Source organism: Candidatus Omnitrophota bacterium, from assembly GCA_013791745.1.
Taxonomy (GTDB): Bacteria; CG03; CG03; order CG03; family CG03; genus CG03.
This window is the reverse complement of the sequence record VMTH01000180.1, coordinates 1-11696: the sequence shown is the minus strand read 5'-3', so window position 1 is coordinate 11696 and position 11696 is coordinate 1. Positions and strand designations below refer to the sequence as shown.

The window sequence follows — 11696 nt, the reverse complement described above, 5'->3', positions numbered from 1 at the left end:
TTTTTCAAGCAGCCCGTCAGGGAAATAGAACCGCTGATAGCGAAAGTTCTGATGTTTCAGCTGATGGAAATAGAGCAGCTGCATAACATGAAGCGCATACAGGTTGTCAGGTCTTTCGTGGAGCTGATAAAGGAACACCACCTTAAAATAGCCGGCTTTTATACGGCGCAGTGCCTGGGCAGGGCCATAGACCATGAATTGAACAAATTCACCGCCGCCAATTTCGCCAACCTTGAATTTCTGACGATTCTTTTTGACATCTATTTCATGCTGGAGGTAAGGGCGAAAGAAAACATATATCACAATGTCCTTTTCAGGTTCATGAAAAGCGGAAAATTCCTTGAAGCCGGGCCCGAGCAGAAACAGCATGCGCTCGCCATCTGTGTGCGTTTCCGCATAGACCCCGATATACTGAAATAGTTACTGTGGCCGGGAAAACAAAAATTTGACTAAGACGGGATTATGTTTTAGAATTATGATTCGGAAGAGATAAAATACAGGGAGGAAGGATGACTGACTACAAAACACTCGGACTGGTGAACACGAGGGAACTTTTTAAGAAAGCTGTCGGCGGAGGTTACGCCATACCGGCTTACAATTTCAACAACATGGAGCAGCTCCAGGCGATAATAAACGGCTGCGCCGAGAGCCGTTCGCCGGTGATACTCCAGGTTTCCAGCGGAGCGAGAAAATACGCGAACCAGACGATGCTCAGATATATGGCCCAGGGGGCGGTTGCCATGGCCAGGGAAGACCTGAAGAGCGATATACCGATAGTCCTTCATCTAGACCACGGCGACACTTACGAGCTGTGTGTTTCCTGCATTGAGAGCGGTTTCTCTTCCGTTATGATAGACGGTTCCTCCCATTCCTACGACGAGAATGTGGCCCTCACGAAGAAAGTGGTGGAATACGCGCACAAGTACGACGTGACGGTGGAAGGCGAACTCGGGGTGCTGGCGGGAATAGAGGACGATGTGAAATCCGAGACCTCCAACTACACGAAACCCGAAGAGGTGGAGGATTTCGTGAAAAAGACTGGCGTTGACAGCCTCGCTATCTCCATAGGCACTTCTCACGGGGCCTATAAATTCAAGCTCGCTGGCGGCGAGAAGCCGCCGCCCCTCAGATTTGATATTCTGGAGGAGATAGAAAAACGGATACCCGGTTTTCCGATAGTGCTTCACGGATCTTCATCGGTGCCTGCCGAATTCGTGGAAATGTGCAACAAATACGGCGGAAAACTTGATAACGCCGTGGGCGTGCCCGAAGAGCAGCTGCGCAAGGCGGCCAAATCGGCGGTCTGCAAAATAAATATAGACACCGACGGGCGCCTCGTTATGACGGCGAAGATAAGGCAGGTTTTCGCGGAAAAGCCTGCTGAATTCGATCCCCGTAAATATCTCGGCCCGGCCAGGGACGCCCTTAAAGACCTGATAGCTCACAAGAACAGAGAAGTGCTCGGCAGCGCCGATAAAGCCTGATCTGTGCGTCGAGCCGGATCATTTTTCCTGCGTTTGATCATCAGCGCGGGAATATTCATGTATGTGATAACGGCCACCGGGGGCGTTACAGAGGGGCATTTTCTTTCACGGTTCTGGGCGAGTTTCTCTTCGCTAATAAGTAAATTCGCGTCGCTCCCGGCCCCTGTCCTGATCTCGTCAGCCGGCCTTTATGTGATTGTGCTGCTGATAATCACGCTCAGGTGGAGAATTCTGCTGCTGGACCGAGGCTTCAGCGTCTCATACAAAAACACATTAAAATATGTTCTGATAGGTCATCTGTTCAACAATGTCATGCCTTCAACTCTCGGCGGTGATTTTGTGAAGGCCTTCTATGTCCATCGCGACGCGGCGGGCTCAAAGAAAACGGCGGTGTTCACGATTTTTATGGACAGGATCATAGGCGCGGGGGCAACGCTGATCACTATTTTTGCGGGGGCGCTTTATCTCCAGGCGAGGGAACCGTCATTGAGGGTTATTGTTTACGCCCTTGCCGCACTTGCCGTTCTCGGGGCCGCCGCGATGGTCGTGTTTGACGAAAAATACCTTGAAAAACTAAGTTTTTACAGGAAACTCCCAAAAGAGCACGTTCTGCGGAAACTGCATTACGCTTTTTTTTATTATAAAAAAGCCGGCAGAAAAGCTTTTTGCCAGGCTATGGCGATTTCGCTCCTTGTGCAGTTGAGTGCCATAACAATGGGTTATATCGTTATGTCAAGTTTTGTCTCAAAATCCTTGTCTTACTGGTATTTTGTCTGCATTATCCCTGTCGCAAACATGATACAGGGCCTGCCGATATCCTTTGCGGGCTGGGGAGTGGGCGAGGCGGCCTACAGCGTTCTTTTTAAGATGATCTCCGTAACGAGCGATGCGGCCGTGGGCACTTCGGTTTCGCTCAAGCTCATTGTCCTTCTGGTGGCTCTGGCACTGGGATTGCCCGTATATATGAGCAACAAAAAAACGGAGATCGTCCATTCGGAAGTCTGAAGCTCTGTTTCCGTTAGGGAATTTTTGACACTTGGCGTCAAAATTTGTACGATTAGTGTCGGTAATTGTGTTAAATAAATTGAAATTCGGGAGGCTAAATGGCGAACAAATTTAAGAATGTTGCTATAACAGGAGAACCCGCCTCGGGCAAAACACAGCTCTGCGAGGCCATACTGCACAAAGCGGGCGTATCAAACAGGCTGAACCTCGTGGAGAAAGGGCAAAGCGTTTTTGATTCGCAGAGCGACGAAAAAGAAAGACAGCTCTCCATAGACATGGCTCTCGGATATTTCGAGAGAGACGCCGTCAAAGTCAATATAATAGACACGCCCGGCTACGCGGATTTCATAGGCGAGCTGATCGGGGGAATTTTCGCGTCTGATTTTGTCCTTATACTTCTTGACGCCGAAAAGCCCATGTCCGCATCTTCCCTAAAAGCTTATTCCTTAGCCAAAAAATACGGCAAACCGGCGGCTTTTTTCATAAACGCGATGCATAAGGATAACGCCGATTTTGATAAACGCTTCACGGAGATAAAAGACAGGATCACAATAAACGCCGCGCCGTTTTATATCGCCGGAAAAGAGAAAAAACTGGATGTCCTTAATGACGAAAGCGATTCTCCTCACAGGGAGGCGCTGATGGAGTCCATCGCTTCTTCCGACGACGCTCTGCTGGAAAAATATCTCGCCGAAGGGAGCATCTCAAAAGAAGATATAGCCGCGCCGCTCATGAAGGGGATAGCGTCCGGAGCGATAGTTCCGGTTCTAAGCGGAGACGCCATAACGGAAGACGGCGTTGACAGCCTTATGAATTTTCTGCTGAAATACGCGCCTGAGGCAGCCTGCGATATATCCAAACCCGCGCTGGCTCAGGTGTTCAAGATCTCATCGCAGGGGCACACGGGGGAAGTCGCTTACGCCAAAATCATTGAAGGGAAATTCGCTCAGGGCAACAGCTTCTACAATGTTTCCAGGAACAATTCCTTCAGGCTGACCCAGATAAACGCCCTGCAGGGATCGGATAAGCAGCCGGTTAGTGAGGCCGCGGCCGGGGATATCGTCGGTTTTATCAAGCTCAAAGACGTGTTCGCCGGCGACACCCTCGCCGAGTCAAAGAACGCCCCTGCGCGGGCTTTCGTTGAGTTCCCGCAGCCGATCTATTCGGTTTCCGTCAAATCAAAAACACCCGGCGCCGAGGAAAAGATAGCCACATCCCTGGCGTCCACAAGAAAAGATAATCCCATTGTCCGTTTCGGTTTTAACGCCGAGACGAAAGAGATGGTGCTCTCGGGCATGGGCAACATACAGATGGATGTTTTCGCTAAAAGGATATTGACGAATTTCAATACCGAGATCGCGCTCGGACCGACCAGGATACCGTATAAAGAAACCATAAGCATCCCTTCCGACGCCGAGGGAAAACACAAGAAACAGAGCGGCGGCCACGGCCAGTTCGGGAGATGCGTTCTGAAATATGAACCTCTTGAAAGAGGCGCGGGTTTTGAATTCGTCAATAAGATAGTCGGCGGCGCTATTCCCGGCAATTATATTCCCGCGATAGAAAAAGGCCTGATCGCGGCGATGGAAAAAGGCGTGACAGCCGGCTATCCCATGGTGGATGTCAGGGCCACGCTCTATGACGGCTCCTATCACGAAGTGGATTCTTCCAATCTTTCCTTTGAGATCGCCGCGTCTATATCGCTGAGAAACGCCATGGCTAAAGCCAGGCCCATAGTGCTGGAGCCCATCATGTTCCTTGAGATCATGTTTCCCGAAGAATTCACGGGCGCCATTTCGGGAGATCTGACCTCACGCCGCGGGCGGATCAGCACTTTTGAGAAAAACGGCGGTATGCAGATAATAAAAGCGGAAGTGCCTCAGTCGGAGATCAGCACCTATGTCAATGAGCTGCGTTCAATGACGAAAGGCCAGGGTGAGTTCACGACAAAGTTTTCCCACTACGAGCCGGCGCCAGCCAATGTCATGAGCGCTCTTGTGGACAAACACAATAAGGAGCAGGCCGAGGGAAGATAAGCTTCCTCAAACTGGCATCAGCGGCTTAATAACGGAGAAATAAATGAGCGGACATTCAAAATGGGCGGGGATCAAGCACAAAAAAGCGATCATTGACTCTAAGAAGGGAAAAATTTTCTCAAAAATAGTGAGAGAACTGAGTGTCGCCTGCAAAGAAGGCGGCGCTAATCCCGACGACAATCCGCGCCTGCGGCTCGTTATACAGAAAGCCAAACAGTTCAATATGCCCGCCGATAACATAAAAAGAGCCCTGGCAAAGAGCGCGGATTCGTCTGTGAATTACGAAACTGTCCGTTATGAAGGCTACGGGCCGGGAGGCGTGGCCGTCATGGTGGACGCGCAGACGGATAACAGGAACAGGACGACCCAGGAAATAAAAAATATTTTTTCCTCCCAAGGGGGTAATTTCGGAGAAGTCGGCTGTGTCGGATGGATGTTCGCCAAAAAAGGCTGCATACTCGCTTCGGCAAAAGCCGGCGAGGAAAAGATCATGGAAGCCGTCATATCGGCCGGTGCCGACGATATAAAGGAAACGGAGGGCGGTTTTGAGATCTTGACCTCTCCCGACGATTTTGAAAAAGTGACAGAAGCCATCAGGGCCGCCGGAATAGAGATCCTGTCAGCGGATGTTTCAAACTTAGCTCAGACAAATGTCTCTCTGTCGGGCGAGAAGGCGCGCGCGGTGCTGCGCATGATGGATGAGCTGGAAAATCATGACGATGTGGTCGACACGAGCGCTAATTTTGACATTGACGACAGCGAGATCGAGAAGTTCTCAAATGCCATTTAAGAAAATGAGAGTTCTCGGCATCGATCCCGGCACATATAAAACCGGATGGGGATTTATAGAAGGCTCCCGCGCGGGTTTTTCATGCCGTGAATGGGGCGTGATACAGGCGTCAAAAACGCTGTCTCTGCCGGAACGGCTGGCTTTTATCTACGACGGTATAGACAGCGCGAGAGATAAATACAGTCCCGATGTCATTGTCTGCGAAGACCCTTTTCTGAACAAGGATGTCAGGGCGGCTCTCAACATAGGCCGCGCCTGGGCGATGGCGGCGCTGAACGCGGCCAAAAACGCTTTGCCTTTCAGCACATATTCCCCCACGGAGATCAAAAAATCCGTCACGGGTTACGGGCGCGCCGCGAAAGAGCAGATGAATTCTCAGATACGCGTTCTCATGGGCATAAAAGAGGAAGTGCCGGAAGACGCGGGAGACGCTCTTTCATGCGCCTACTGCTATCTCACGGATATGAGAAATTACGCGCAGGGCCTCGTGGAGAGCGTCGTATGATAGCATTGCTCAAAGGAATACTTGTTGAAAAGAGCGCAAGTGTCGTGATAGCGGTCTCCGGTCTTGGTTTTGAACTTTTCATGACGGATGAGGCAAAAACGGCTCTGCCGGATCCCGGCGAGGAATGCCTTGTTTACACCCACATGAAATACAACAGGGATGAGCTCCCTCAGCTTTACGGTTTTATGAAAAAAGAAGAGCGGGATATTTTCAAGCTCCTGATCTCGGTTTCAGGCGTCGGGCCGAAAGTGTCCATCGCTCTCCTCAATGTTTATACTCCGTCACAGATAGTGTCGTCTATTATCTCAGGCGACGCTAAAGCTCTATCCGCCGTGGCGGGTCTCGGCGAGAAAGGGGCGAAAAGGATAATAGTGGACCTCAAGGACAAGGTCAGGAAACTTGAGATAGAAGATGACGGGGTCATTATCAGGGGGGATTTTTCAGACGCGGCGGCGGCTCTTACGGCCATGGGTTGGCCGTTCCATATTGCCCGCGGCGCCGTGGAAGATGTGATGAAGAAAAATGACTCCGCGATGCAGGTTCAGGATATAATAAAAGCGGCTCTGGCGAAACTGGATAAAAGAAAATGAAAACGACAAAACACACGGGCCCCGGGATTTTTGTGCTGAGTTCACCTTCGGGCGGCGGTAAAACGACGCTCGTGAAATTCATGAAAAAGAAATTCCCCGATATAATATACTCCGTTTCAACGACGAGCCGGAAACCCCGGCCGGGCGACAAGAACGGCCGCGATTACACTTTCATAACGCCCGCGGCTTTCAGGAAAGGCATAAAGGAGAACAAATTCGTGGAATGGGCGACCGTTCACGGCAATTACTACGGCACGCCTGAGTCGAACATAAAAAACGCGCTCAAAAAAGGCAGAAGCGTTCTTCTGGATCTTGATGTGAAGGGTGCCATGCAGGTGAAAAAATTATTCCCCGAAGCCGTGCTGATATTCATAACGGCGCCGGGAATAAAAGAATTGCGCCGGCGCATTATAAGCCGGGGACAGGATGACATGGAAGCGATAAGAAGGCGGCTCAAAAACGCCAGGGAAGAACTGCGTAAGATAAAGTATTTTGATTTCCTGATAATGAACGAAGATATCAGAGATGCGCAAAAGTACATGGCGGCTATCTATAAAGCTGAACTTTGCAGAATAAAAAACGGAGGAAGAATATGAAAGATGTGAAAATTGACAAGTTGAAAAAGAAACTCATGGACGATGTCGACGCGCCCTATGTTATGCTGAATGAGGCGTTCGATCTCTTTAATAAGAAATGGTCGGCTGCTCAGAAATCCAGCCCTCTCGACAGAAAGGATATGGACGACCTGATTCTGGAGGCTCTGGATGAGGCCATCCCGGACAAAAAGTAAAAACATCCTTCTGGGAGTCTGCTCTTCCGCGGCCTGCTTCAAGGCGCTCACCCTGGCGAGTGCTCTTGTGAAGAAAGGGCATGCCGTTAAAACGGTTTTAAGCCCCTCGGCAGCCAAACTGATATCGCCGCAGCTTTTTGGAGCCGTGACAAAAAACGAGGCTTTTTCGGAGCAGTTCAATCCGTCATTAGTTTCCGGCGACGGGCATATATCCCTTTCGGACTGGGCGGATTTCTATGTCATAGCCCCCGCTACGGCCAACACCATAGGCAAACTCGCGTCGGGAATATGCGACAACCTTCTTCTGACGCTCGCCGTATCGCGCAGGGGTGCGCTCTTTATAGCCCCGGCCATGGAGAGCAGGATGTGGCAAAACGGCTTTGTCGGCGAAAATGTTTCAAAGCTGAAAAAGTCCGGCGTAAAGTTCATAGGTCCCGTCACGGGGCGGCTTGCCAGCGGCTCCACGGGGCCGGGAAGGATGAGCGAAGCCGAAGATATAATCAAGAAACTTCCTCTGTGAAACGGATCCTCATAACAGCCGGCCCCACGAGGGAATATTTTGACACGGTTAGGTTCATAAGCAATTCCTCAAGCGGTTCCCAGGCCTCGGCCATCGCCGAAGCGTTTTTAAGGCGTCATTGCGAGGTGAGGATAATAAGCGGACCGGTGGGGCTGGCATATCCCCGGGGCTGTGATGTTATCGGCGTGGCGGGTGTTCGCGATATGCTCGACCGGGCGCGCGAAAATATGAGATGGGCTGATTTTATGGTTTTCGCCGCGGCTCCATGCGATCTGATGCCCTCGAAACGATGTGAAAAAAAACTCAAAAAGAAAAAGTCCTCTCCGCCCGCACTCGTGTTCTCGCCTGACATAGCCCTTTCGCTGAACAGTCTCAAAACCGCTCCGCCTTCGGCGGGTTTTGACCTTGAAGACGATCTGGACATGGACGAGGCGATAGATAAAATGCGGCGCAAAAAATTTGACATCATCGTTCAGAACACTCTTCCCGCGATCGCCTCGTCACGCACGACGGGATATATGCTTTCAAAATCTGACGCTCTTCTTTTCAGCGATATAAGCAAAAAAGATCTGGCCGGGATTCTCTGCGAAAAAATATGGCGAATCATAAACTGAAGAAAATACTGACACAGATGAGGGATATAGGCATAAACGAGGTGCCGTCATCGTATCTCTCCCTGATCTCTCCCTCGGAGAGCGCGCAAAAAAAAACGCCCCAAAAAAGTCCCGCGTCGGCCGGGCGTTCCGATTCAGAAAAATTAAGGACGTCCCATTTTTCCTCGCTTGAAAAAGTAAAAGCGGAATATGCCGATTGTAAGATGTGCCCGCTCGCAAAGAGCAGGCTCCGTCTTGTTTTCGGCGAGGGATCAGCCCGCGCGAGGCTCATGTTCATCGGGGAAGGTCCCGGCTTTACGGAAGATCACCTCGGACGGCCCTTCGTCGGCCGAAGCGGCAACCTTCTGACGGACATCATAACGAGAGGCATGAAAATGAAAAGGGAAGATGTTTATATCGCCAACATCGTAAAATGTCACCCGATGAAGGATCCCTCAGATCCCGAGAAACACTCAAATGACAGGCCGCCGTCGCCGGAGGAAGTGTCCAAATGCATGCCCATACTCCTTAAGCAGATTGACGCCATAAGGCCGGAGGTGATATGCACGCTGGGCTCGCCGGCGGCTAAAATAATGCTGAACAAAAAAGACGGCATTTCAAACCTCAGGGGTAAGATCTTTGATATCCGCCCTTTGCCGGATGACCCGGATTACGGGGTGAAACTCGTGCCGACATTCCATCCCGCCTATCTTCTGCGCAATCCCCCCGCGAAAAAACCAGCGTGGGAAGACATCAAAGTGGTTATGGGCCTTCTAAAAAAATAGACTATGGCGGAATCCGTCGAGACGGGAAAATCCTATTCTATAAAAGTCTGCCTGCCCATCCCGGTGAAAGGCGCCTTTGATTATCTCTCGGCTGAGCCCGTTCCCGCCGGCTGCCGCGTGATGGTGCCTTTCGGAAACAGGAAGATCATGGCTTACTGCGTGGGGGATGCGCAAGATAGCTCAAACCCCAGATTAAAAAAAGTAATCAAAAAAATAGACGACTCGCCCCTCATCAGCGGCGAAATGCTCTCTCTGTCGCTGTGGATGGAAAAAAGATATTTCACTTCCCGCGGCATGGCTTTGAAAGCGATATTGCCGACGGAGCTCAAGGGAAGGGCGCGGGATTTCAAAGTCTCCGGAGTGCTCCCGTTTACGGCGGATTTGAGGAAGGATCTTCCCGATATGCCGGAATCGGCGGGAAATGTCTATGTTTCAGGCAGCGGCGAATTCCAGAAAAGTTTTCTGAGAAGAGAAATGGAAAAAACGATATCAGCCGGAGGCAGGGTGATATTTCTGGTGCCTGTCATGAGCGAAGCCGCCGCTTTTGAGGATATTCTCGGCGGTTTCCGCGCGGAGCGCTTCGGTTCGGATATTCTGCCGTCGCACAGGTACCGGATGCTGTGTGATTTCAGGGACGGGAATCTGGATGTTATAATCGGCACCCGCAGCGCCGTTTTTGCGCCCCTCGGCGAAAAGGGCCTGATAATAATGACGGGAGCCCAGAAGAAAACTTACATAGAGGAACAGCATCCGCGTTACAGCGCGGAAGAGGTGGCGATGAAACGCGCCGGACTCTCTTCAGGGCGTTTTATCGCATCGGGCGGAGCTCTCACAGTGGAGCAGTTTTACAGGGTGAAGAAAGGCGAGGCCTGGGCGGTCTATGAAAAGAATGAAAATCCTGCCCGAAGGATTGTCTGCGATCTCCTTGAAGACAGCGTGAATTTCGGCGTTTCGGCCCAGTTGTTAAAAAACATAAAGAAAACGCTTGATGAAAAAAAACAGGTCTTGCTCTATTCTCCCCGCGGCGGCTGGGCCACATCCTATGTCTGCTCCGCCTGTAAATTTGTTATGAAATGCGAAAAATGCGACCGCAAACTCTGCGTGTCGGGCTTCAACCTTTATTGTTCCTCCTGCAAAAAGACTTTTCCTGTTCCGGAAAGATGCCCCCGTTGCAAAAGGAAGAAGATGAAAAACAGGGGTATCGGCAGGGGGCTTGTGGCCTCTTTTCTGCGCAAGCAGTTTCCGGGAAACAGAATAACGGCGGTGGACATCGATTCATCCCCTGCGGATAACAAGAGGGTTTATGAGAATTATGAGAAAGGACAGCTGGATGTGCTGATAAGCGGTCCGGGATTTGCCGCCGTGAGAGACTGGTCAAAGACGGGGCTCGCAGCCGTTATGGACGCGGATTTCCTGCTTTATGGCGATGACTGGGCCGCCGAGGAAAAAACCTATCTGTGGCTCAGCAGCCTTGCGGCTTTTTTCGCGTCCGGCAGGACGGACGCCCTTTTTCTGGCGCAGACTAAAATAGCGCCTGCGCTCGCGCGGGAGGCGCTCTCCGGCGATGAATCTTTTTATGAGAAACAGCTCGATGTGCGCAGAAAATTCGCTTTTCCGCCAGTTGCGAGGATATTGAAAATAAATATCTCCGGCCGCGCTACGGCCGAGGCGGCGCTCAAGATACGCGCTGACATAAAAGACAAAGTCCTGGAGATATCGCCCGAGGGGAAGGGCCTGTCAGCAAAGGGCGGCGTGGAAATACGGGTGAAGATCGAGCCCGATGCTCCTTTTGAGATAGAGCCGATGAGAGGAGCGGCTGTGACAATAGAGGAAGAACGATGAAAAATTCGGCGGCGATAATTATTATAGCTTTTGCGGCGCTGCTTTATTCGCTGAATATCAGAGAGGGCCAGATAGGCCATGTCAACGACGACGCCTATTACATAAACGCCGCCCGCTGGTTCGCGGGCGTGCAGAGCGAGCAGAAACAGCTCTCTTCAAGGTCTCTGGGTTTTTCTCTTCTGCTTGCACCGGTCGCCCGCGCGGCGGGGGAATCTCTTCTGCCTTTCCGTCTGGTGTCGCTGTTTTTCGCGCTGGCTTCTCTATGGCTGGTATGGCTGATTTTCAGAACGATGGCCTCCCCTGCAGTCTGTTTTTCTGTTCTTCTACTCGTGGCCTTCAATCACCTGAATCTTATTTTCAGCACAATGGTCATGAGCGAGGAGGCCTATCTTTTTTTCTCGCTCCTGGCTCTGTGGGTATTCGTCAGGCGCGAAAACAAGGGGTTTTCTTATGTCTGGGCACTTCTTCAGGCGCTGACCCTTGCAGCTCTTTCTTATATAAGGCCTGAGGGTTTTCTTCTGGCTTTTTCCGTTTTTGCCGTTCTTTTGATCTGGCGCAGATACAGGGACGCCCTTTACAGCGTTTTTTTCTTCATCCTTCTGATTTTGCCTCTTGTCACAAACAGCTTCGGCATAGGTTCAAGCCTGAATAAGTATGTGAACGAGCTTCTCTTTCCGGTGTTTTACGCGGGTCTTTGGACTGTCATAAAAACCGGTTTTATATATTTCCTGACAGAAATCTCCGCTGTGGCTTTTT

13 protein-coding genes are annotated in these 11696 nt (G+C 51.0%); all 13 read left to right on the top strand.

The annotated features are described in order from the left end of the window. Positions 1 to 509 precede the first annotated feature (509 nt). A complete protein-coding gene (locus tag FP827_09520) occupies positions 510 to 1484 on the top strand; it encodes a class II fructose-1,6-bisphosphate aldolase (GenBank protein MBA3053305.1) in 975 nt (324 codons plus the stop codon). Positions 1485 to 1487: 3 nt separating this feature from the next. Further along, positions 1488 to 2489, top strand: coding sequence for a flippase-like domain-containing protein (locus FP827_09515; GenBank protein MBA3053304.1), 1002 nt, complete (start codon positions 1488 to 1490; stop codon positions 2487 to 2489). A 98-nt stretch (positions 2490 to 2587) separates the two neighbouring features. After that, entirely contained in the window at positions 2588 to 4525 is a 1938-nt protein-coding gene (locus FP827_09510) for an elongation factor G (GenBank protein MBA3053303.1), read from the top strand. A 43-nt stretch (positions 4526 to 4568) separates the two neighbouring features. Continuing rightward, complete coding sequence (locus FP827_09505) at positions 4569 to 5315, top strand: YebC/PmpR family DNA-binding transcriptional regulator (protein MBA3053302.1); 747 nt, start codon at positions 4569 to 4571, stop codon at positions 5313 to 5315. Beyond that, complete coding sequence (locus FP827_09500) at positions 5224 to 5820, top strand: crossover junction endodeoxyribonuclease RuvC (GenBank protein MBA3053301.1); 597 nt, start codon at positions 5224 to 5226, stop codon at positions 5818 to 5820. Before FP827_09505 ends, FP827_09500 begins: the two co-directional genes overlap by 92 nt. Then, entirely contained in the window at positions 5754 to 6410 is a 657-nt protein-coding gene (ruvA, locus tag FP827_09495; GenBank protein ID MBA3053300.1) for a Holliday junction branch migration protein RuvA, read from the top strand. Before FP827_09500 ends, ruvA begins: the two co-directional genes overlap by 67 nt. Beyond that, positions 6407 to 7006, top strand: coding sequence for a guanylate kinase (locus tag FP827_09490; GenBank protein ID MBA3053299.1), 600 nt, complete (start codon positions 6407 to 6409; stop codon positions 7004 to 7006). The genes ruvA and FP827_09490 overlap by 4 nt, the downstream gene beginning before the upstream one ends. Beyond that, entirely contained in the window at positions 7003 to 7200 is a 198-nt protein-coding gene (locus tag FP827_09485; protein MBA3053298.1) for a hypothetical protein, read from the top strand. Before FP827_09490 ends, FP827_09485 begins: the two co-directional genes overlap by 4 nt. After that, positions 7175 to 7720, top strand: coding sequence for a hypothetical protein (locus FP827_09480; protein ID MBA3053297.1), 546 nt, complete (start codon positions 7175 to 7177; stop codon positions 7718 to 7720). Before FP827_09485 ends, FP827_09480 begins: the two co-directional genes overlap by 26 nt. Further along, a complete protein-coding gene (locus FP827_09475; GenBank protein MBA3053296.1) occupies positions 7717 to 8334 on the top strand; it encodes a phosphopantothenoylcysteine decarboxylase in 618 nt (205 codons plus the stop codon). Before FP827_09480 ends, FP827_09475 begins: the two co-directional genes overlap by 4 nt. 17 nt (positions 8335 to 8351) lie before the next feature. Further along, positions 8352 to 9098 (top strand): uracil-DNA glycosylase, encoded by a 747-nt coding sequence (locus FP827_09470; protein MBA3053295.1) that lies wholly within the window; start codon positions 8352 to 8354, stop codon positions 9096 to 9098. Positions 9099 to 9101: 3 nt separating this feature from the next. After that, positions 9102 to 10940: a hypothetical protein gene (locus tag FP827_09465; protein MBA3053294.1), complete on the top strand. Its 1839-nt coding sequence runs from the start codon at positions 9102 to 9104 to the stop codon at positions 10938 to 10940. Further along, positions 10937 to 11696: hypothetical protein (locus FP827_09460; GenBank protein MBA3053293.1), on the top strand; the 760-nt coding region annotated here is incomplete at its 3' end. The genes FP827_09465 and FP827_09460, both read left to right, overlap by 4 nt.

What these genes read in the sequence shown, in the direction of transcription:
- FP827_09510 (MBA3053303.1), top strand. Translation starts at nt 2,588, where the DNA reads ATGGCGAACAAATTTAAGAATGTTGCTATAACAGGAGAACCCGCCTCG.
- FP827_09505 (MBA3053302.1), top strand. Translation starts at nt 4,569, where the DNA reads ATGAGCGGACATTCAAAATGGGCGGGGATCAAGCACAAAAAAGCGATC.
- FP827_09490 (MBA3053299.1), top strand. Translation starts at nt 6,407, where the DNA reads ATGAAAACGACAAAACACACGGGCCCCGGGATTTTTGTGCTGAGTTCA.
- FP827_09480 (MBA3053297.1), top strand. Translation starts at nt 7,175, where the DNA reads ATGAGGCCATCCCGGACAAAAAGTAAAAACATCCTTCTGGGAGTCTGC.
- FP827_09470 (MBA3053295.1), top strand. Translation starts at nt 8,352, where the DNA reads ATGAGGGATATAGGCATAAACGAGGTGCCGTCATCGTATCTCTCCCTG.
- FP827_09485 (MBA3053298.1), top strand. Translation starts at nt 7,003, where the DNA reads ATGAAAGATGTGAAAATTGACAAGTTGAAAAAGAAACTCATGGACGAT.
- FP827_09520 (MBA3053305.1), top strand. Translation starts at nt 510, where the DNA reads ATGACTGACTACAAAACACTCGGACTGGTGAACACGAGGGAACTTTTT.
- ruvA (MBA3053300.1), top strand. Translation starts at nt 5,754, where the DNA reads ATGCGCCTACTGCTATCTCACGGATATGAGAAATTACGCGCAGGGCCT.
- FP827_09500 (MBA3053301.1), top strand. Translation starts at nt 5,224, where the DNA reads ATGAGCTGGAAAATCATGACGATGTGGTCGACACGAGCGCTAATTTTG.
- FP827_09465 (MBA3053294.1), top strand. Translation starts at nt 9,102, where the DNA reads ATGGCGGAATCCGTCGAGACGGGAAAATCCTATTCTATAAAAGTCTGC.